Raw genomic sequence first — 21,234 nt, 5'->3', positions numbered from 1 at the left:
AGCAAATGGCGAAAAAAACGGCTGAAGTACAAAAAGGCGGCGGTTTCTTAATCGAGGATGTTTCATACGAGCAAATGTATACACCAGAGGATTTCACTGACGAACATAAAATGATCGCGAAAACAACAGAGGACTATATTGAGCAAGATGTTCTCCCTCATATAGATGATATCGAAAACCACAAATTTGAACATTCAGTCCGGCTGTTAAAGAAAGCGGGCGAACTTGGGCTGCTTGGGGCTGATGTGCCTGAGGAATACGGAGGGCTCGGCCTTGATAAAATCAGCTCCGCGCTCATCACTGAAAAGTTTTCGCGTGCGGGAAGCTTTTCGCTTTCTTATGGCGCGCATGTCGGCATCGGGTCCTTGCCAATCGTGTTTTTTGGAACAGAAGAACAAAAGAAAACATATCTGCCCGGGCTCGCTTCAGGCGAAAAGATCGCGGCATATGCACTGACTGAGCCGGGCTCTGGGTCTGATGCGCTAGGGGCAAAAACAACTGCCGTGCTGAATGAAGCGGGAACGCATTACGTGTTAACCGGAGAAAAACAGTGGATTACCAACTCAGCCTTTGCTGATGTGTTTGTTGTGTACGCTAAGGTAGACGGTGACAAGTTTTCAGCCTTTATTGTAGAAAAAGATTACCCGGGTGTATCTACAGGTCCGGAAGAAAAGAAAATGGGAATCAAAGGATCATCGACAAGAACCCTCATTTTAGATCAAGCTGAAGTGCCAAAAGAAAACCTGCTTGGCGAAATCGGCAAAGGGCATGTGATCGCTTTTAATATTTTAAATATCGGCCGTTATAAGCTGGCGGTCGGCACAATCGGCGCGTCTAAGCGGGTGATCGAGCTGTCCGCGGCATACGCAAATCAGCGCCGCCAATTCAAAACGCCGATTGCGGGCTTTTCGCTGACACAGGAAAAAATCGCGACAATGGCATCAAGGCTGTACGCGATGGAAAGCTCTGTGTACAGAACCGTCGGACTGTTTGAAGATAATATGAGCCAGTTTACGGCCGAAAACCTCAAGGACGGCCGGCAAATCGCCAAGTCAATTGCTGAATACGCCATTGAATGCTCTCTAAATAAGGTATTCGGCTCCGAAACGCTTGATTATATCGTTGATGAAGGCGTGCAGATTCATGGAGGCTACGGTTTTATGCAGGAGTACGAAGTGGAAAGGGCTTATAGGGATTCAAGGATCAATCGAATTTTTGAAGGCACAAACGAAATCAACCGGTTAATCGTGCCAAGCACCTTCCTGAAAAAAGCGCTTAAAGGTGAATTGCCTCTATTTGAAAAAGCACAGTCGCTTCAAGAAGAACTCATGATGCTTATGCCTGAAGAGCCTGGCAGCGGCGTTTTAGAGCAGGAGAAATATATAGTGAAGCAAGCGAAAAAAATCGCGCTGTTCGCCGCCGGTCTCGCCGCGCAGAAGTACGGAAAAGCCATCGACCGCGAACAAGAAATTCTTGTCAACGTGGCGGATATCGTCAGCAATGTGTACGCAATGGAATCAGCCGTGCTGAGAACGGAAAAGGCCATTGCCGCGCAAGGCGGAGAAAAAGCGGCGCAAAAAGTGCTGTATACTGAAATTTTCGTTCAGGAGGCCTTTAACGAAATTGAAGCGCACGCGAAGGAATCCCTCATCGCAATGGAAGAAGGAGATTCACTCCGCATGATGCTTTCCGCTCTGCGCAAGCTGACGCGCGTCACACCTAAAAACGTGATTCAGAAAAAACGCGAAGCGGCAGCGGGCGTTTTCGAAGCTGAAAAATATATTGTTTGATTGGCGAAGAGCTCCGCGTACGCGGAGCTCTTTTTAAGAAGCACTGTTTTAGGTTTTTAAAACAAACTGTGTTAAAATAACCACGATTATTTTATCGAGGGGGAAGAAGAGATGTCGTTAACTTTTTACTGGTACCCTAAGTGCGGAACGTGCCGCAAAGCAAAGAAATGGCTTGAAGATCATGGAAAAGAAATAAACGAAATACATATTGCAGAGCAGCCTCCAAGCAAAGAAGAACTAAAAGCGCTTTATGAAAAAAGCGGGCTGGAGCTCAAGAAATTTTTCAACACGAGCGGCATGAAATACCGTGAGCTGAATCTCAAGGAAAAGCTGTATCACATGTCAGAGGACGAACAGCTTGAACTGCTTGCTTCAGACGGAATGCTGATCAAACGCCCGCTTACAACAGACGGCGAAAAAGTGACAGTCGGTTTTAAAGAAGACCAATTTGAAGAAAACTGGGCTTAAGGTCAATTTTTTTTGAAAAGTATGGTATCTTCTTATTATAGTGCTGTAAAAAATGGAGGGATTCAATTGAGCATACCTAAAGATTTGCGTTACTCAGGAGAACACGAGTGGGTAAAAGTTGAAGGAGAAAAAGCCAGAATCGGGATTACACATTTTGCCCAGTCCGAGCTAGGTGATATCGTGTTTGTCGAACTTCCTGAAGTGGGTGCTGAAATCAAAGCGGACGAGCCATTCGGCAGCGTTGAATCCGTTAAAACGGTATCTGAGCTTTATGCGCCGATTAACGGAACTGTTGTGGAAATAAACGAAGATCTTGATGACAGTCCGGAATTCGTCAATGAATCTCCGTACGAAAAAGCATGGATGATCGTCGTTGAGCCGTCTGACGCTTCTGAAATTGAAAAACTGATGACAGCAGAACAATACGAAGAGATGACACAGGAAGACTAAAACAGGATAGCTGTAAAGGCAATTGGACACGCTAACGTTATGGGAGGTGTCCAATATGGCTTTCAGCAAACAAAAGCTCGATGTCACCAATGATGTGACAGGCCGCTTTCAAAATGGCCGGCTCTCGTTATATCATGAAAATGAGAGGATCGGACAAATGACAAGCATGAATGAATATGAGCTTAAATCCGGTTATTCCTTTGAAAATGAGAAGTTTTATAAGACAGCTGACGTGGTCTCAGGAAATGACGCAAAATATGTGGACTGTGACTACGAAAATGGCTGGTGTTAATGATGGCGGTGAATTTCACTGCCTTCTTTTACAATCTGAACGTTTCAAATTTGACGCGGCAGGTGAAGAAAATGGATGAGCTGGAAAAGGTTTTGATTGTCGAAGGGAAATCAGATAAAGAGAAAATCGAAAGCGTCTTGAATGAACCGGTGCGCATTATCTGCACAAACGGAACAATCAGCCAGCTGAAGCTTGAAGAATTGGCTGACGAGCTTTACGATAAAGACGTCTATATATTGGTTGATGCTGATGAATCAGGCGAGAAATTGAGAAAACAGCTGAAAAGAGAGTTTAACGAAGCCTGCCATCTGCATATCGACAGAGCCTATAAAGAAGTCGAGGCTGCGCCCAGACACCATGTCGCCTCTGTATTGCTGCGCGCGAATTTGAATGTCCATACTATTTTTCTTGAAAGAAAGCCCCGAGGTGTATAGCATGAAAGAACTCCAGGAATATGAACTTGAGCACATTTCTGATGATGTGTATCTTCTATATTTATATACTCCATTTTGCGGCACTTGCCAGCTTGCAAGCAAAATGCTGACAGTCGTGAAAGAAATGCTCCCTGATGTCGCCTTCTATCAAAACAATGTCAATTATTCTCCGACTTTCGCAAAAGCGTATCAAATTGAGAGCGTTCCTTGTTTTCTGCTGTTTAAAGGCGGAAAAGTGGTCGAAAGAGGATATGCGTTTCATTCCGTTTCTTATTTATATGAGCTGATAAAACAAAAATCATCTTCCGCATCCTATTTATGACATATTTCTCAGCGCATTCCAATGAAATTGTCGTTCGTTTTATAAAGGGGTTCATATGCTAAAGAGAGAAATGTCTATGTATGACCAACAAATAGGAGGTTGTACATATGGAGAAAGCGGAAGTTTTAGAAGATGAGTATCAGCATCTGTTTTTAAGACCCCTTTTGAGCGCTTCAACATTGCTCATTACCTTCCAAGGAGAAACAGAAGCCTTAACCGTCTCAATAAACGAACAGGGAGAAATGAAAGAAATTTCTCAGCGCCAAACGTCCAACCTGACCTTTTACGGAAACCAATCCGAAATCATTCATTTATTGCACGGAGATATTTCCCTTCAGCATCTGATTCAGAGCGGAAGCCTGAAAGTTAAGGGGTCCTTCAGAGCCCTGTTAAAGCTAGAAGCGATTCTCTGGCTGACGAATGGTTTTTTTCAGAGGATTGCAAAGAATTAAAAAATAGCAAATTATTATAATAGTAAAAGTTGACATCATTTATTTTATTGACATGCAAACATCCGCCATGCTATTCTACATTAAGAATTTCCGGACGAAAAAGACTATATATTTCTCTTATCAAGAGAGGTGGAGGGAAGTGCCCTATGAAGCCCGGCAACCATCAACGCTGTTGAAATGGTGCCAATTCACACGAAGCGTTCAGCTTTGAAAGATGAGAGAAAGGCGTTTTATATAAGCCTTTCTGCTCACATGTGCAGAAAGGTTTTTCTTTTGCAGAAAATCCCGGAAGATTTCTTAGAATAGTGTTAAGGCAGGTGATTGCTTTGATCAATCTTCAAGATGTTTCAAAAGTCTATAAGTCGAAACATGGAGATGTCAATGCTGTCCAAAATGTCTCGCTTTCCATCAAAAAAGGTGAGATTTTTGGAATTATAGGATATAGCGGAGCTGGAAAAAGTTCCTTAATCCGTCTGCTGAACGGCCTTGAGAAACCAACCTCAGGAACCGTGGAAGTAGCGGGAACCAAGATTAATGAAGTAAACGGACGCGGGTTAAGAAAAGCACGCCATAACATCAGCATGATTTTCCAGCATTTCAATTTGCTGTGGTCGCGGACGGTCAGAGATAATATCATGTTTCCTCTGGAAATTGCCGGGGTGAAAAAGAACGAGCGTATCAAGCGCGCCAATGAACTGATTAAACTGGTAGGTTTAGAAGGAAAAGAAAAATCTTATCCTTCTCAGCTGAGCGGCGGACAAAAGCAGCGTGTCGGAATCGCCAGAGCGCTCGCAAACAATCCGAAGGTTCTCCTTTGTGATGAAGCGACATCAGCATTAGATCCGCAAACGACTGATTCAATTTTGGATCTATTGTCCGATATTAATGATAGACTCGGTTTGACAATTGTGCTGATCACGCATGAAATGCATGTGATCCGCAAAATCTGCAACAGAGTCGCTGTCATGGAAAACGGAAAGGTTGTGGAAGAAGGCGAAGTTCTTGATGTCTTCAAAAACCCGAAAGAAGACATGACAAAACGGTTTGTTCAGCAGGTGACAGAGCCGGAAGAAACGAAAGAAACGCTTCAGCACCTTCTTGATGAAACAGCATCAGGAAAAACGGTTCAGCTCACATTTGTCGGTGATTCGGCTGAACAGCCTCTGATTACAGAGATGATCAGAAACTTTAATGTCAGCGTCAATATTTTGCAAGGGAAAATTTCGCAAACGAAGGATGGAGCTTACGGTTCACTGTTCATCCACATTGACGGTGACGAGGAAGAAGTGCAAAACGTGATCCGGTTCATTAATGACAAACAGGTAAAAGCAGAGGTGATCACGAATGTTTGAAACATATTTTCCGAATGTTGATTTAACTGAATTGTGGAACGCGACATATGAAACCCTTTATATGACGCTGATCTCTCTGCTGTTTGCTTTTGTTATCGGGGTGATTCTCGGCTTGCTGCTCTTTCTGACAAGCAAAGGGAGCCTCTGGCAGAATAAAACGGTCAACTCTGTGATTGCGGCTGTTGTCAACATATTCAGATCGATTCCGTTCCTCATTCTAATTATTTTATTGCTTGGTTTTACGAAGTTTTTAGTCGGCACGATCTTAGGGCCAAACGCCGCATTGCCGGCGCTGGTGATCGGCTCGGCACCGTTTTACGCGCGCCTCGCTGAAATCGCGCTGCGCGAGGTAGACAAAGGTGTTATCGAAGCTGCCAAATCAATGGGAGCCAAGACGTCTACGATTATTTTCAAAGTGCTGCTTCCTGAATCTATGCCGGCTCTCATTTCTGGCATCACGGTGACGGCGATCGCTTTGATCGGCTCAACGGCAATCGCCGGGGCCATCGGTTCAGGCGGCCTTGGAAACCTTGCGTACGTAGAAGGCTATCAGTCGAACAATGCTGATGTTACCTTCATTGCTACTGTGTTTATTTTAATCATCGTATTTATTATTCAAATCATCGGTGATGTCATAACAAATATTATAGATAAACGATAAGGGAGGATTTACAATGAAAAAGCTATTTTTAGGTGCACTATTGCTTGTATTTGCAGGAGTTTTGGCTGCCTGCGGTTCGAATAAAGGCGCAGAGTCTGGCAAGAAAGAAATTGTCGTTGCTGCGACAAAAACACCGCATGCGGAAATTTTAAAAGAAGCTGAACCACTGTTGAAAGAAAAAGGCTATACGCTGGAAGTGAAAGTGCTTAGTGATTACAAGATGTACAACAAAGCTTTATCTGATAAAGAAGTGGATGCGAACTACTTCCAGCACATTCCTTACCTTGAGCAAGAAATGAAAGAAAACACAGATTACAAACTTGTGAATGCCGGCGCTGTTCACTTAGAGCCATTCGGTATTTACTCTAAAACATACAAATCGCTGAAAGACCTTCCAAAGGGTGCGACAATTATTCTGACAAACAACGTGGCTGAACAAGGCCGTATGCTTGCAATGCTTGAAAATGCGGGGCTAATCACACTTGATTCTAAAGTGGAAACAGTTGACGCAACTTTGAAAGACATTAAGAAAAACCCGAAAAACCTTGAATTCAAAAAAGTAGCGCCTGAAGTAACGGCAAAAGCATATGAAAACAAAGAAGGAGACGCGGTCTTCATCAATGTAAACTATGCGATCCAAAATAAATTAAACCCTAAAAAAGACGCGATTGAAGTGGAAGCAACGAAAAACAACCCATACGCTAACATCGTCGCAGTAAGAAAAGGCGAAGAAGATTCTGACAAGATTAAAGCGCTGATGGAAGTTCTTCATTCTAAAGAGATCAAAGACTTCATCGAGAAAAAATACGACGGAGCTGTGCTTCCTGTCTCTGAATAAGACTGAAACCCCGGATGAGAAATCCGGGGTTTTTTTCGGGTATTTTCCTAAAAGCTGTTCATAATAAAAAGGAATGTTAAACAGATGGAGGGATTTTCTTTGAATCAAGACAGAGGAAGCATGCAGGACGCGCTAAAAGAATATAAATTAGGTTTAGGCACATTTGAACAAAAGATGCCGCTGATGGGAAGAAAGTTTAATGAGTTTACCGAACAATGCTTTGCCGGGAATTCACTGACTGAGAGAGAAAAACAGCTGATCGCCCTCGGAATCGCAATCAATGCCCAGGATGAATATTGCATGATCTATCATACAAAAGGCTGTCTTGATGAGGGAGCGACAGAGGAGAATATTCTCGAAGCCGTCAGTGTGGCAGCGGCATTCGGAGGCGGCGCGGCTCTTAGCCAAGGCGTAACAGTCGTCCAGCAGTGCATAGAGGAATTTGGAAGCACCACGCATTAAGAGAAGGAATGTTCCGAAAAACCATTCTCATTTGAGCTGAAAGGATGCTTTCGTCTCATCTGCCGTTATTTCGAGCCGTTTCCTTTTTGCAGCTTCCATCGCAGCGTTGTTACAATAGAAGCAAATAAATGAAGGGATTGATTTATTATTTGTAACAGCCAGGATAGACTGAACCTCGATTATACGTCAGAAATGGAAAAAGCGATGCAGCTGTCTCACGGAATTGGATACGAGGAATACGGACGCCGGCTGGAAACAAGACTGAGAGTAGAGCGGCAGAGAGAGCTTGATTATAAAAAGAGCAAGCGGATTTCTGCGGGAGCTTATTGAGAAAATCAATCTTCTAAAAAAGGGTGGGAATCCACTCTTTTTCTTTTTCAATCGCTTTAATAAAGTGCTGATCTTTGTTAAACTTGAGAAATGTGCGAGGCACGATAAAAAGTTGTATTTACTTTTCATTTGTTATAAAATTAGAATGAGAATAAAATGAGAATAATGATTATATATTTTTGGAGGTATAGATATGGCTGCTTCAACATTAACGATCAAAGATCTTCACGTTGAAATCGAAGGGAAAGAGATCTTAAAGGGTGTAAACCTTGAAATAAAAGGTGGAGAGTTCCACGCAGTAATGGGACCAAACGGAACTGGTAAATCCACTCTTTCAGCTGCTATTATGGGGCACCCTAAATATGAAGTAACAAAAGGCAGCATCACGCTTGACGGCAAAGATGTACTGGAGATGGAAGTGGACGAGCGCGCGCAGGCGGGTTTATTCCTAGCCATGCAGTATCCAAGTGAAATCAGCGGTGTAACAAATGCCGACTTCCTTCGTTCAGCAATCAATGCGCGCAGAGAAGAAGGCGATGAAATTTCTCTCATGAAATTCATCCGCAAAATGGACGAAAACATGGAGTTCCTTGAAATGGACCCTGAAATGGCACAACGTTACCTTAATGAAGGATTCTCAGGCGGGGAGAAAAAACGCAACGAAATCCTTCAATTAATGATGATTGAACCGAAAATCGCCATCCTTGATGAAATCGACTCAGGCCTTGATATTGATGCTCTGAAAGTCGTATCTAAAGGGATCAACAGAATGCGCAGCGAAAACTTCGGCTGCCTGATGATCACTCACTATCAGCGCCTGTTAAACTACATCACTCCGGATGTTGTTCACGTTATGATGCAAGGCCGCGTGGTGAAATCTGGCGGTGCAGAGCTTGCACAGCGTCTCGAAGCAGAAGGTTATGACTGGATTAAACAAGAACTTGGTATTGAAGACGAAACTGTAGGCCAAGAAGCGTAAGCGTTAGGGGGATTAACATGACACTAGATACAAAACTATCCGTAGATCAGGAGTATCTCAAAAGCTTTTCCGAAAAGCATCAAGAACCTGCCTGGCTGAAAAACTTGCGCTTACAGGCTCTTGAACAAGCTGAGGATCTGCCGATGCCGAAGCCTGATAAAACAAAAATCACAAACTGGAACTTCACAAACTTCGCGAAGCATACAGTTGATAACGAACCGCTTTCTTCATTAGAAGACTTGACTGATGAAGCAAAAGCGCTGATCGATATTGAAAACGAAGATAAAACATTATACGTGCAGCGTGACCAGACGCCGGCATACCTTTCTCTTTCTCAGGAATTGAAGGATAAAGGCGTCATCTTCACTGATATTCTGACGGCTGCACGCGAGCACAGTGACTTAGTGGAGAAATACTTTATGAAAGACGGCGTGAAGGTTGATGAGCACAAATTAACTGCGCTTCACGCGGCTCTTGTTAACGGAGGAGCATTCCTTTATGTTCCGAAAAACGTTCAGGTGGAGACGCCGGTTCAGGCTGTTTATGTCCACGAAAGCAACGATACGGCTCTGTTCAACCACGTGCTGATTGTGGCTGAAGACCACAGCTCTGTCACATATGTAGAAAACTACATCAGCACTGTAAATCCGAAAGATGCCGTGTTCAACATTATCAGTGAGGTCATCACAGGTGATAATGCCAGCGTGACATACGGTGCGGTTGATACTCTGTCCAGCGGTGTGACCACATATGTGAACCGCCGCGGTGCCGCGCGCGGACGCGACAGCAAAATCGAGTGGGCTCTCGGCCTGATGAATGACGGCGACACGATCTCCGAAAACACAACAAACCTTTACGGTGACGGCACATACGGCGATACAAAAACGGTTGTAGTCGGAAGAGGAGAGCAAACAGAGAACTTCACAACACAAATCATCCATTTCGGTAAAGCTTCAGAAGGATATATCTTGAAGCACGGTGTGATGAAGGATTCCGCTTCTTCTATCTTTAACGGAGTCGGAAAAATTGAACATGGCGCTTCAAAAGCGAATGCGGAACAAGAATCACGTGTGCTGATGCTAAGCGAAAAAGCACGCGGAGATGCAAACCCTATTCTTTTAATTGACGAAGACGATGTAACTGCAGGACATGCGGCATCTGTCGGCCGTGTTGACCCTATTCAGCTTTACTACCTGATGAGCCGCGGAATTGCGAAAGAAGAAGCAGAACGTTTAGTCATCTACGGATTCCTTGCGCCGGTAGTAAACGAACTTCCGATTGAAGGCGTTAAGAAACAATTGGTTTCTGTTATCGAAAGGAAAGTGAAGTAATGAATATCACAGATATTCGTGAACAGTTCCCGATCCTTCATCAGCAAGTGAACGGACATGATCTCGTTTATCTCGACAGCGCGGCGACTTCCCAGAAGCCGCGTGCTGTCATTGAAACATTGGATAAGTATTATAATCATTACAATTCCAATGTTCACCGGGGCGTCCATACACTTGGAACCAGAGCGACAGACGGTTATGAAGGGGCGCGTGAAAAAGTCCGCAAGTTTATTAACGCGAAGTCAATGGCTGAGATTATTTTCACAAAAGGCACGACCACATCACTGAATATGGTGGCGTTAAGCTATGCGCGCGCCAACCTGAAACCGGGTGATGAAGTGGTCATCACCTACATGGAGCATCATGCGAATATCATTCCGTGGCAGCAGGCTGTCAAAGCGACTGGCGCCACATTAAAATATATTCCGTTGCAGGAAGACGGAACGATTTCTTTAGAAGACGTAAGAGAAACGGTCACAAGCAACACGAAAATTGTTGCAGTGTCTCATGTATCTAACGTCCTCGGCACGATCAACCCGATTAAAGAAATGGCGAAAATCGCCCATGACAACGGGGCTGTTATTGTGGTGGACGGTGCACAAAGCACGCCTCACATGAAGATTGACGTGCAGGATCTCGATTGCGACTTCTTTGCGATTTCTTCCCATAAAATGTGCGGCCCTACCGGTATTGGTGTGCTGTACGGGAAGAAAGCCCTGCTGGAAAACATGGAGCCTGCCGAATTCGGCGGTGAAATGATCGACTTTGTCGGGCTTTATGAATCAACTTGGAAAGAGCTTCCGTGGAAATTCGAAGCGGGTACGCCGATTATTGCGGGAGCAATCGGTCTCGGTGCCGCCATTGATTTTCTCGAAGAAATCGGTCTTGATGAAATCTCCTGCCACGAGCACAAGCTTGCGGCTTATGCGCTTGAACGCTTCCGCCAGCTTGACGGCGTAACGGTTTATGGGCCGGAAGAGCGTGCCGGGCTTGTCACTTTTAATCTTGATGACGTTCATCCTCACGATGTGGCGACTGTGCTTGATGCGGAGGGAATCGCAGTCAGAGCCGGCCATCATTGCGCGCAGCCGCTGATGAAATGGCTGGATGTAACTGCTACTGCAAGAGCAAGCTTTTATCTGTATAATACAGAGGAAGAGATTGATAAGCTTGCGGAAGCTCTTCAAAAGACAAAGGAGTATTTTACAAATGTCTTTTAATGCAAACTTAGATACATTGTACAGACAGGTGATTATGGATCATTACAAAAACCCGCGCAACAAAGGGGTTTTGAATGACAGCATCGTCGTGGATATGAACAATCCGACATGCGGCGACCGAATCAGACTGACAATGAAGCTTGACGGAGACACCGTGGAAGATGCGAAATTTGAAGGGGAAGGCTGTTCCATTTCAATGGCATCTGCTTCGATGATGACGCAGGCGATTAAAGGGAAAGATATCGAAACAGCCCTTTCCATGTCTAAGATTTTCTCGGATATGATGCAAGGGAACGAGTATGATGATTCTATAGATCTCGGGGATATTGAAGCTCTTCAAGGCGTTTCAAAATTCCCCGCCCGTATCAAATGTGCCACCCTGTCATGGAAAGCACTTGAAAAAGGAGTCGCGAAAGAAGAAGGCGGCAATTAAAAGGATTGGAGTGAAAATGGATGGCTAAAAAAATGCCTGATATTGGTGAATACAAGTATGGTTTTCACGACAAGGACGTTTCCATTTTCCGTTCAGAGCGCGGATTGACAAAAGAAATCGTAGAAGAAATTTCTCGCATGAAAGAAGAGCCTCAATGGATGCTTGATTTCCGCTTGAAATCTCTTGAGCATTTCTACAACATGCCAATGCCGCAATGGGGCGGAGATTTAAACTCACTGAACTTTGACGAAATTACGTATTACGTAAAACCGTCTGAGCGTTCAGAGCGTTCTTGGGATGAAGTTCCTGACGAAATTAAGCAAACATTCGACAAGCTCGGTATCCCTGAAGCTGAACAAAAATACCTAGCGGGTGTTTCTGCTCAGTACGAATCTGAGGTTGTATACCACAACATGAAAGAAGATCTTGAAGCGCAAGGCATCGTCTTTAAAGACACTGACAGCGCGCTGAAAGAAAATGAAGATATTTTCCGTGAGCACTGGGCGAAAGTGATCCCGCCGACTGATAACAAGTTTGCGGCGCTTAACTCAGCTGTTTGGTCCGGCGGATCTTTCATCTACGTGCCTAAAGGCGTGAAGGTTGAAACACCGCTTCAAGCTTACTTCCGCATCAACTCCGAAAACATGGGTCAGTTCGAACGTACGCTGATCATCGTTGACGAAGAAGCAAGCGTTCATTATGTTGAAGGCTGTACGGCGCCTGTTTACACAACAAACTCACTACACAGTGCGGTTGTTGAGATCATCGTGAAAAAAGGCGGCTACTGCCGTTATACAACGATCCAAAACTGGGCGAATAACGTTTACAACCTTGTAACGAAGCGTACGATCTGTGAAGAAAATGCAACAATGGAATGGATCGACGGCAACATCGGGTCTAAACTGACAATGAAATATCCGGCTTGTATCCTAAAAGGTGAAGGCGCGCGCGGTATGACGCTTTCTATCGCTCTTGCGGGTAAAGGCCAGCATCAGGATGCGGGTGCGAAAATGATTCACCTTGCACCAAACACATCATCCACAATCGTATCAAAATCGATTTCAAAACAAGGCGGAAAAGTAACGTACCGCGGAATCGTCCACTTCGGACGCAAAGCGGAAGGCGCCCGTTCTAACATCGAGTGCGATACGCTCATTATGGATAACAAATCAACGTCTGACACTATTCCTTACAATGAAATCTTAAATGATAACATTTCATTGGAGCACGAAGCGAAAGTGTCTAAAGTATCTGAAGAGCAGCTCTTCTACTTGATGAGCCGCGGCATTTCCGAAGAAGAAGCGACTGAAATGATCGTCATGGGCTTCATCGAGCCATTCACAAAAGAGCTTCCGATGGAATACGCAGTTGAAATGAACCGTTTGATTAAGTTCGAAATGGAAGGTTCAATCGGTTAATATAAAAATGAAACCCGGCGGATGATCCCGCCGGGTTTTGTCTATTTCTCGCGTACGCTGATCGTTACAACGCCTAGTACGCTCGATCCTTTGTAGATCGTAACTTCCGCTGATCCAGCTTTTGACTTGCTGTATACCATTCCGCTTTGACTGACAGAGATATAATCGCGGCCGGAGGTTACTACGTAGCTAGTAGCTCCATCTCTGGCAATATTTAAGTAACTGTTTACTTTCATCTGATAAAAGGCATCCATGACTTTTATCGGGCTGTGTGAGGCATTTTGAATGGAAGATGCCGGTGCAGCTGACATTTCTTCAGCGGATGCCACACCACCTAAGCTGAGAGCTAAAGCAGAAACTGACAGTGCAGAAATAATAACTTTTTTACCTTTCATTTGTAACACTCCTTTTTTATTTTTTCTTACACTATACAATTTTGATAAAGAAACTCTGCTTCCTGTAACTAAATATGTATAAAATGTTAACAAATGGTTATTTACCGAATGATAAGTTCTATTTAAAAGGTAGAAACCGCAGGCGTCATTTAAGCCTGCGGCTGCTTCTCTAACGTTCGGGGATATCATTGGGTTGAATATTGATAACAGATGCCGCTTGGGGGCTATGAATGTTTTTCATTTCTAACAATTGTCTATAAGCCGTGTCAAATTCCTCTTTTGACATCTGTTTTGCGGCTAATGCAGAACACAAAACAGCAAAGGCGATCGGCATTGTATCAATGTGAATGTCGATATGAACCTCGGAGTTGCCACTGTTTTTGATCACGGATTCGGTAGCGGGTATCTCTTGAGTATGTCTGTTGATTGGAATGATGTTTTCGTTCATTACTCATCCCCGTCTTGTGCCTGCGCCTGTTCCTGATCCTGATCTGTGTTCACGTTGACCACCACTTTTGCATTACCGCTGTTTTGGACGTTTGCGACAGCTGCATCGCGTCTGTTTTCCTCATTTTCATGACGATTTTCGCTCATGGTATCATCCTTTCTCTATTGATAGTGACAGGATATTCGATAGAAGAGTGAAGAGATTGGACGAACTTCGCGATTTTTCCACATTGGGTCAAAAGGTCGAAGGAAAGCACTCGATTTGGTAAAATGAATAGACATTATAATAGAAAAGGTGTTTTCATATGAAATCGTACATCATCGTCGGAGCGGGGATACTTGGCGCTTCGGCTGCTTACCATCTTGTCAAATGGGGTGCCAGGGTTACGGTGGTTGACCGGAAGGAACCTGGACAAGCGACTGATGCGGCGGCCGGGATCGTCTGTCCCTGGCTATCGCAGCGCCGCAATCAGAAGTGGTATCAGCTCGCGAAGGGCGGAGCACGCTACTATACGGATTTAATCCATCAATTGGAGGAAGACGGAGAAACGGACACAGGATATAAGCGTGTCGGTGCCATCAGTATTCATACTGATGCGTCCAAGCTTGATAAGATGGAGGAGCGGGCGTATAAGAGACGGGAGGATGCGCCGGAAATCGGCGACATTACCCGCTTGTCCGCAAGTGAAACGAAAAAGCTGTTTCCGATTTTAGCTGATGGCTATGAATCGGTTCATATCAGCGGGGCCGCCCGTGTGAATGGGAGGGCGCTGTGCCGGTCTCTTTTAAACGCTGCTAAGAAACGCGGCGCAGAGATCATCAAAGGAAATGCGTCCTTGCTTGTTGAAAACGGAACGGTCACCGGCGTGCAAACAGACGCACAGCAGTTTACGGCTGACGCAGTCATTGTGGCGGCGGGGGCATGGGCTAATGAGGTCATGAAGCCTCTTGGCATTCATTTTCAAGTGTCCTTTCAGAAAGCGCAAATTATGCATTTTGAAATGACGGAAACAGATACAGGATCGTGGCCGGTTGTGATGCCGCCGAACGACCAGTATATTCTTTCGTTTGATAACGGCAGAATTGTAGCAGGCGCCACGCATGAAAACGATGCCGGGCTAGATGATCTTCGTGTGACAGCCGGAGGGCAGCACGAAGTATTGAGCAAAGCATTAGCTGTTGCGCCGGGTCTAGCTGATGGCGCTGCCATTGAAACAAGAGTGGGCTTTAGGCCGTTTACGCCGGGATTTCTCCCGGTTATTGGCGCTGTGCCGGATGTTCAAGGGCTTTACGCCGCTAACGGTTTAGGCGCCTCGGGATTAACGATGGGACCGTTCTTAGGTTCAGAGCTCGCAAAGCTAGTTCTCGGAAAGCAGACGGAAATAGACCTTAGTCCGTATGATCCAGCCGGAGCGCTTGCATAATAAGTAAAAGCTTAACAAACAAATAATATAAAGCTGTTCTGGCTTTTCTTTTCTGTCTATGTTAGCATTTATCTTTAATGAAAAAGAGGACGTGACTGATTTGATAAAAATTGATATACCCGCACCGAATGTCACCATCACCGAACGGCAACAGGCAGCGAATGAAAACGAACCGAAAATAAAGGCGATTTACGGCTTCATCGACTTTCACCAGATCCCAAGAGACAAAGGGGGCATCTTCATGTTTTACAACATTCATGACGAGCTGCTGTTTGTCGGCAAAGCGAGAAAGTTAAGACAGAGAATTAAGAAGCATTTTGAAGACAATGTCTCACCGATCAAACATCACAGAGACGAAGTATATAAAATTGAAGTATGTGTCGTCGATGACCCAATGGAAAGAGACATTTACGAAACGTATATCATCAATACACAGCACTCGAAGTACAATGTAGACAAGGTATTTTTTAAGTAAGACATCAGTCTGCGGAGGCACAGCGAAGCCAGAGCTCATGTGAAGTTCTGGCTTTTGTTGCGCCTTTTTCCGTATTGTCATCTGATTCGATTATTGAGAAATTTCAGAAAACAATATTGACAATTTTCCCAGCGGACTTTAATATAACAATATATAATGTTATATAACGTTATATAATAAAAAGAAGGAGTGAAGGATTTGAGTCCATCCACAGCAAAAGTAAATCGTGAGGTTCAAGCTTTCTTGCAGGATTTGAATGGGAAAACCATTGACCATGTATTTTTTGTCGCATGCGGAGGGTCTTCGGCCATCATGTATCCGAGTAAATATGTGTTTGACAGAGAGTCAAAATCAATCAACTCCGATCTTTATAGCTCGAACGAATTTATCCAGCGCAATCCTGTCCAGCTTGGTGAAACGTCTCTTGTCATTTTGTGCTCGCATTCGGGAAATACCCCGGAAACGGTCAAAGCCGCTTCGTTTGCGAGGGGCAAGGGCGCACTTACGATTGCGATGACGCATGAGCCGGAGTCTCCTTTAGCGCAAAAAGCGCAATATGTTGCCCAGTACGATTGGGGTGATGAGGCGCTTGCGATCAATACGAACTATGGCGTTCTGTATCAAATCGTTTTCGGCACTCTGCAAGTATTAGAAAACAATACGACATTTGAACAAGCAATTGAAGGATTAGATCAATTGCAGGCTGTGTATGAAGGAGCCCTTAAGAAGGAAGCTGACAACGCACAGCAATTCGCAAAAGCCCATGAAAAAGAAAACATTATTTATACCATGGCAAGCGGTGCGAACTACGGTGTCGCTTACTCCTACAGCATCTGCATTCTCATGGAAATGCAATGGATTCATTCCCACGCCATTCATGCCGGAGAATATTTTCACGGACCGTTTGAAATTATTGATGAATCCGTGCCGTTTATCATCCTGCTCGGTTTAGATGAAACAAGGCCTCTTGAAGAGCGGGCGCTTACCTTCTCGAAAAAATATGGCAAAAAGCTCACTGTGCTTGATGCTGCATCTTACGACTTCACTGCAATAGACGATTCAGTTAAAGGCTATCTAGCGCCGCTCGTTCTCAACCGTGTGCTGAGAAGCTATGCGGACGCGCTGGCAGAGGCGAGACATCATCCTTTATCTCATAGAAGATACATGTGGAAAGTTGAGTATTGATCTGAAACTGAGGAATCATTATGCATTAGACTATAATGTTATATAACATTATAGTCTAATGTCCAGAGGAGGCCAACCCTTTGAAGAAAATGTTGTTGTTTTTGATCATTGCCGCTGTCAGTATGTTCACCATTGCGGGCTGTTCGAGCCAGAGCAGTTCAGCGGACGGAAAGGTGACATTGAAATTTTTCCACAGATGGCCAAAGGAGCCGGAAAAAAGTTATTTTGAAGAGGTTGTGAAGGCATTTGAAAAAGAGCACCCGGATATCGACATTCAAATTGAAGCGGTTTTGAATGACTCCTATAAAGACAAAATCAAGGTCATGCTGGGAACCACCAGCCCTCCTGACATTTACTTCTCATGGAGTGACGAGTTTGCTTTTAAATTTATCAGAGGCCATAAGGCGCTTGATCTCTCGTCCTACTACAAAAATGATACAGATTGGTCATCACAGCTCGTTCAATCGCAAGTCACACCATTTACTTATGAAAACAAGCAATATGGCGTGCCGTGGCAAATGGACGCTAAATCATTCTTCTATCATAAAGACATTTTCCAAAAGCTGAATCTTGATCCCCCGAAGACATGGGATGAATTCATCGATGTGTCAAAGAACCTGAAAGAAAACGGCTATACGCCGATCAGCTTCGGAACAAAGGCGACTTGGACCATCTCACACTATATCGGCACGCTCAATCAACGGATGGTCGATGAAAAAACGCGGGAAAAGGACTATAACGCCAAAACGGGTGAATTTACTGATGAAGGTTATGTGAAAGCACTTGAAAAGCTTCAGGAGCTGATGCCTTACTTCAATAAACATGTAAACTCCGTCAACCACGAATATGTGAGACAGCAGTTTAAGAGCGGAAAGTCGGCGATGATATATGCGGAAACAGCGGAAATCAAACTGGTTGAACCGGTGGATCTCGGGATGTTCCCATTCCCTGAAATCAGCGGGCAAAAAGGATCTTCAGAAGCGCTAACGGGAGCGCCGGAAGGGTTCATGATTGCCTCAAAAACAAAACATCCGAAGGAAGCGATGGCATTTTTGCAGTTTCTGACGTCGAAAAAAATGGGTGAAAAGCTCGTCAAAGATGTCGGGAAATACAGTGCTGTGCAAGGAGCGGCTACTGAAGAAAATTCTACAGCCATTCAGCGTGAAGCCATTCAGCAAATTGTTGATGCCAAATCAATGGTGCCATGGTTTGATATGGATGTCGATGTTGAAATCGCCGATGCGTACTTAACAAACGTCCAGCAAATGCTTGGCGGCGACATGACACCGGAGCAGGTCATGAAAGCTGTTCAAAAAGCAGCGAAGCAAGTAAGGGCGTCAGCTGAATAAATCAAAGAAAAGGTGAAGCTTCGCACCTTTTCTTTTTATAAAGGAGATGAGATATCCTTGGTCAATCAGAATAAAACAATTCCCTATTTGTTTTTGGTGCCCGCACTCGTTTTTTTACTTTTCGTTTATATCCCGATTGTTGAGAATGTCTTCCTCAGCCTGTTTCAGTGGAGCTCTTTTTCTCCGGAAAAAACGTTTATCGGCTTGAAAAACTATGTTGACTTATTTCATGATCCTGTCTTTTATCAGGCACTAGCCAATAATGTGCTTTACGCAGTGATCTCAATTGCATGCCAGGTATTTGGTGGTTTGATTTTGGCGGCGGTGCTTGAGGATAAGCTGGTCAGAAAATGGTCGCCGTTTTTTCGCACTGTTTTCTTTTTGCCGGTTGTCATCTCGATGACGGTGATCGCGCTTTTGTTTGATTTTATTTATAACCCTGAGACGGGGCTTTTGAATCAGCTGCTTCAGGCGGTTGGTCTTGATCAGCTGACGAGAGCTTGGCTCGGGGAGGACAGCACGGCTATGCTTTCTGTCATTTTTGTCTCTCAATGGCAGTCTGTCGGTTATATTGCGATGCTGTACATTGTGTCGATTCAAAAAATACCGGATGAACTGTACGAAGCGGCCCGTCTTGACGGTGCGGGGAAAATTCAGCAGTTTTTTCATATTACCGTTCCCCAGACGAAAGAGATGTCTTTTGTCGCGGTAGTGATGACGCTGACCGGCGCCTTTACGGTATTTAATGAACCGTACATATTGACAGGCGGAGGGCCGGGCAACGCTTCAGAAGTCTTGAGCACGTTTTTATATAAAAGCGCCTTTACAAAGGATATGATGGGCTATGCTTCAGCGATTGCCACCGTTGTATTACTCATTACGCTCGCATTGTCGCTCATGCAAATGAAGTTCTTTAAAACCGGAAAGGAGGACTAACAGATGCTGCCTCAGAAGAAGACAGATTCGTTCAGATTGGAGCCTGTGCCTGACCGGCACATGGAGGTGAAAAGAAAGCCTAGACGAAAATGGTACATCGGAGAAACGTCTGTATGGGTTTTTCTGTTTCTTTATCTGATTGCGATCGCCTATCCGCTGCTATGGATGGTCATGAGCGCCTTTAAAAGCTCGGACGATATTTTTGAGCACAGCTGGTCGGTGCCGTCTTCGTGGCATCCGGAAAATTTTGTGTCCGCTTGGAATCAAGGCATTTCTTCTTATTTTATGAACAGTGTCATCGTGACGGCGCTGACGTGTGTGATCACTGTTTTTATCAGTGCATGGGCGGCGTACGGCCTTTCCCGGTTTGAGTTTACAGGAAAAAGGTTCTTTTTGGTGCTTTGTCTTGGCGGTTTGATGCTGACGCCGCAGGTCAGTCTCGTGCCGCTTTATTCTATGATTCAGTCGCTGGGCCTTTACAATACGTATTGGGCGTTAATCCTGCCGTATGCGGCTTACCGGATCCCGTTCACCATCATTTTGATCCGCTCTTATTTTCTTTCTATTTCCAAAGAATTGGAGGAGGCGGCTTATTTAGATGGGTGTACGAGTTTTGGAGTATTTTTCAGAATTTTCTTACCGATGAGTGTGCCGATTTTGGTGACATCCGGCATTTTGACGGCTTACCATACGTGGAATGAATTTATGTTTGCGATTATTTTCATAGATGATGAGAATTTGCGGACCATTCCAGCCGGGCTGATGCAGTTCAGAGACGCGCTGCAGACAGATTGGGGCGTGCTGCTGGCGGGATTAACGATTTCAGCCGCGCCGATTATTATTCTATTTTTATTGATGCAGAAATATTTTGTCCGCGGGATTGCAAGCGGAAGTGTAAAAGGATAAAGGGGGCTGCACCATATGAAATTGATTACGGTTGGAGATAACGTTGTTGATTACTATCAGGATCAAGAAACGTTCTACCCGGGAGGAAATGCCTTAAACGTCGCTGTGCTTGCCAAGCGGCTCGGGCATGAGGCTTCCTATATTGGGATCGTCGGCAATGACGAAGCAGCGGCACATTTGTTGAACGTATTGAAATTGGAGCAGGTTAACGCGGATTATATCCGCCAGGCGCACGGTGAAAATGGAATGGCGATTGTCACCCTTGATGAACAGGGGGACCGTATTTTTGTCAGATCAAATAAAGGGGGCATTCAGTCCCGGCTCCGTCTTATGTTTCAGGAGAAAGATATAACCTTTATCAGCGGGCATGATCTGCTCCATACGAGTGTGTACAGCCGGCTTGAGAACGATCTTCCGCAGCTGTGCGGGCTGATTCCGGTCTCCTTTGACTTTTCAACCAATCGCAAGGAGGATTATTTGAGGAAGGTTTGTCCATATGTGACGTATGCGTTTTTTTCAGGAAGTGACCTGAGTGAGTCGGAATGCGGCGAGCTTGCCAAACAGGCACATGACTACGGAGCGAAAATCGTTTGTATGACCCGCGGGGGACAAGGAGCGGTCCTGTCTGAGGGAGACCGAATCTATCATCAGCCGATTGTGGAAACTGATATAATAGATACACTTGGAGCGGGAGATTCTTTTATAGCGGGCTTTTTGACTGCTTTTTGCGTGAAGCAGGATATAACGTACGCTTTGCGCCAGGCCGCCGAAACGGCTGCGAAAACATGCGGTGTGTACGGAGCTTTCGGCTATGGCCATCCTTTTCGCTTAGAGGACGGAGGAAGCAGTGAAAAAACGAGAGTACTGTAAGCAGTGTCTCGTTTT

At 44.8% G+C, this 21,234-nt stretch carries 27 protein-coding genes and 1 riboswitch; of the genes, 24 read left to right on the top strand and 3 right to left on the bottom strand.

Annotation, left to right across the window (positions count from 1 at the left end; all coding sequences use genetic code 11):
• The first annotated feature begins 5 nt into the window (after nt 1-5).
• From fadE to sufB, 17 genes are all read left to right on the top strand, one after another.
• Nucleotides 6-1,790, top strand: coding sequence for an acyl-CoA dehydrogenase FadE (gene fadE / locus M1D98_RS15690; protein WP_268558811.1), 1,785 nt, complete (start codon nt 6-8; stop codon nt 1,788-1,790).
• Nucleotides 1,791-1,901: 111 nt separating this feature from the next.
• The gene (locus M1D98_RS15685) at nt 1,902-2,258 is read left to right on the top strand and encodes an arsenate reductase family protein (protein ID WP_010330012.1); all 357 of its coding nucleotides are present in this window, start codon (nt 1,902-1,904) and stop codon (nt 2,256-2,258) included.
• A gap of 66 nt (nt 2,259-2,324) precedes the next feature.
• Nucleotides 2,325-2,708: a glycine cleavage system protein GcvH gene (gene gcvH / locus M1D98_RS15680; protein WP_010330011.1), complete on the top strand. Its 384-nt coding sequence runs from the start codon at nt 2,325-2,327 to the stop codon at nt 2,706-2,708.
• Between the two features lie 55 nt (nt 2,709-2,763).
• A complete protein-coding gene (locus M1D98_RS15675) occupies nt 2,764-3,000 on the top strand; it encodes a YusG family protein (RefSeq protein WP_010330010.1) in 237 nt (78 codons plus the stop codon).
• Between the two features lie 71 nt (nt 3,001-3,071).
• Nucleotides 3,072-3,434, top strand: coding sequence for a toprim domain-containing protein (locus M1D98_RS15670; RefSeq protein ID WP_026014508.1), 363 nt, complete (start codon nt 3,072-3,074; stop codon nt 3,432-3,434).
• A gap of 1 nt (nt 3,435) precedes the next feature.
• Nucleotides 3,436-3,756 carry a thioredoxin family protein gene (locus M1D98_RS15665; RefSeq protein ID WP_456279706.1) on the top strand — a complete coding sequence of 107 codons (321 nt, stop codon included), beginning with the start codon at nt 3,436-3,438 and terminating at the stop codon, nt 3,754-3,756.
• 107 nt (nt 3,757-3,863) lie between these two features.
• Nucleotides 3,864-4,208, top strand: a complete 345-nt coding sequence (locus M1D98_RS15660) for an SCP2 sterol-binding domain-containing protein (RefSeq protein WP_010330006.1) — start codon at nt 3,864-3,866, stop codon at nt 4,206-4,208.
• A gap of 114 nt (nt 4,209-4,322) precedes the next feature.
• A riboswitch (SAM riboswitch) is annotated at nt 4,323-4,429 on the top strand.
• A gap of 105 nt (nt 4,430-4,534) precedes the next feature.
• Nucleotides 4,535-5,560, top strand: coding sequence for a methionine ABC transporter ATP-binding protein MetN (gene metN, locus M1D98_RS15655; protein WP_010330005.1), 1,026 nt, complete (start codon nt 4,535-4,537; stop codon nt 5,558-5,560).
• Nucleotides 5,553-6,221, top strand: a complete 669-nt coding sequence (gene metP / locus M1D98_RS15650; RefSeq protein WP_010330004.1) for a methionine ABC transporter permease MetP — start codon at nt 5,553-5,555, stop codon at nt 6,219-6,221. Before metN ends, metP begins: the two co-directional genes overlap by 8 nt.
• Nucleotides 6,222-6,234: 13 nt before the next feature.
• Nucleotides 6,235-7,059, top strand: a complete 825-nt coding sequence (gene metQ, locus M1D98_RS15645) for a methionine ABC transporter substrate-binding lipoprotein MetQ (RefSeq protein WP_121643242.1) — start codon at nt 6,235-6,237, stop codon at nt 7,057-7,059.
• Nucleotides 7,060-7,143: 84 nt separating this feature from the next.
• Nucleotides 7,144-7,521, top strand: coding sequence for a carboxymuconolactone decarboxylase family protein (locus M1D98_RS15640; protein ID WP_268522271.1), 378 nt, complete (start codon nt 7,144-7,146; stop codon nt 7,519-7,521).
• A gap of 192 nt (nt 7,522-7,713) precedes the next feature.
• Nucleotides 7,714-7,851, top strand: a complete 138-nt coding sequence (locus tag M1D98_RS15635) for a hypothetical protein (protein ID WP_052245606.1) — start codon at nt 7,714-7,716, stop codon at nt 7,849-7,851.
• Nucleotides 7,852-8,044: 193 nt separating this feature from the next.
• A complete protein-coding gene (gene sufC, locus M1D98_RS15630; protein WP_003327022.1) occupies nt 8,045-8,830 on the top strand; it encodes a Fe-S cluster assembly ATPase SufC in 786 nt (261 codons plus the stop codon).
• A 17-nt stretch (nt 8,831-8,847) separates the two neighbouring features.
• Nucleotides 8,848-10,161, top strand: a complete 1,314-nt coding sequence (gene sufD / locus M1D98_RS15625) for a Fe-S cluster assembly protein SufD (RefSeq protein ID WP_010330000.1) — start codon at nt 8,848-8,850, stop codon at nt 10,159-10,161.
• A complete protein-coding gene (gene sufS / locus M1D98_RS15620; RefSeq protein WP_268559474.1) occupies nt 10,161-11,381 on the top strand; it encodes a cysteine desulfurase SufS in 1,221 nt (406 codons plus the stop codon). The genes sufD and sufS overlap by 1 nt, the downstream gene beginning before the upstream one ends.
• The gene (gene sufU, locus M1D98_RS15615) at nt 11,371-11,814 is read left to right on the top strand and encodes a Fe-S cluster assembly sulfur transfer protein SufU (RefSeq protein WP_010329998.1); all 444 of its coding nucleotides are present in this window, start codon (nt 11,371-11,373) and stop codon (nt 11,812-11,814) included. Before sufS ends, sufU begins: the two co-directional genes overlap by 11 nt.
• A gap of 20 nt (nt 11,815-11,834) precedes the next feature.
• Complete coding sequence (gene sufB, locus M1D98_RS15610; protein ID WP_003240854.1) at nt 11,835-13,232, top strand: Fe-S cluster assembly protein SufB; 1,398 nt, start codon at nt 11,835-11,837, stop codon at nt 13,230-13,232.
• Between the two features lie 41 nt (nt 13,233-13,273).
• Here sufB and M1D98_RS15605 read toward each other — a convergent pair whose 3' ends face one another.
• From M1D98_RS15605 to M1D98_RS15595, 3 genes are all read right to left on the bottom strand, one after another.
• Nucleotides 13,274-13,627, bottom strand: a complete 354-nt coding sequence (locus M1D98_RS15605) for an Ig-like domain-containing protein (protein WP_456279705.1) — start codon at nt 13,625-13,627, stop codon at nt 13,274-13,276.
• A gap of 169 nt (nt 13,628-13,796) precedes the next feature.
• Nucleotides 13,797-14,075: a hypothetical protein gene (locus M1D98_RS15600; RefSeq protein ID WP_010329996.1), complete on the bottom strand. Its 279-nt coding sequence runs from the start codon at nt 14,073-14,075 to the stop codon at nt 13,797-13,799.
• Entirely contained in the window at nt 14,075-14,221 is a 147-nt protein-coding gene (locus M1D98_RS15595) for a hypothetical protein (RefSeq protein ID WP_010329995.1), read from the bottom strand. Before M1D98_RS15595 ends, M1D98_RS15600 begins: the two co-directional genes overlap by 1 nt.
• 158 nt (nt 14,222-14,379) lie before the next feature.
• Here M1D98_RS15595 and M1D98_RS15590 point away from each other — a divergent pair, with 158 nt between their 5' ends.
• From M1D98_RS15590 to M1D98_RS15560, 7 genes are all read left to right on the top strand, one after another.
• Nucleotides 14,380-15,498: an NAD(P)/FAD-dependent oxidoreductase gene (locus tag M1D98_RS15590; protein WP_456279704.1), complete on the top strand. Its 1,119-nt coding sequence runs from the start codon at nt 14,380-14,382 to the stop codon at nt 15,496-15,498.
• A gap of 100 nt (nt 15,499-15,598) precedes the next feature.
• Entirely contained in the window at nt 15,599-15,973 is a 375-nt protein-coding gene (locus M1D98_RS15585; RefSeq protein WP_010329993.1) for a nucleotide excision repair endonuclease, read from the top strand.
• Nucleotides 15,974-16,171: 198 nt separating this feature from the next.
• The gene (frlB, locus tag M1D98_RS15580; protein WP_456279703.1) at nt 16,172-17,158 is read left to right on the top strand and encodes a fructosamine deglycase FrlB; all 987 of its coding nucleotides are present in this window, start codon (nt 16,172-16,174) and stop codon (nt 17,156-17,158) included.
• Nucleotides 17,159-17,238: 80 nt separating this feature from the next.
• Entirely contained in the window at nt 17,239-18,507 is a 1,269-nt protein-coding gene (locus tag M1D98_RS15575; RefSeq protein WP_456279702.1) for an ABC transporter substrate-binding protein, read from the top strand.
• A gap of 57 nt (nt 18,508-18,564) precedes the next feature.
• Entirely contained in the window at nt 18,565-19,443 is an 879-nt protein-coding gene (locus M1D98_RS15570; protein ID WP_010329990.1) for a carbohydrate ABC transporter permease, read from the top strand.
• Between the two features lie 3 nt (nt 19,444-19,446).
• Entirely contained in the window at nt 19,447-20,349 is a 903-nt protein-coding gene (locus tag M1D98_RS15565; RefSeq protein WP_010329989.1) for a carbohydrate ABC transporter permease, read from the top strand.
• Nucleotides 20,350-20,364: 15 nt separating this feature from the next.
• Nucleotides 20,365-21,219 carry a fructoselysine 6-kinase gene (locus M1D98_RS15560; protein WP_456279701.1) on the top strand — a complete coding sequence of 285 codons (855 nt, stop codon included), beginning with the start codon at nt 20,365-20,367 and terminating at the stop codon, nt 21,217-21,219.
• Nucleotides 21,220-21,234 lie beyond the last annotated feature (15 nt).

Source organism: Bacillus sp. K7, from assembly GCF_053903245.1.
The sequence above is the reverse complement of the archived record's forward strand: the minus strand, read 5'-3'. Positions and strand labels throughout refer to the sequence as shown.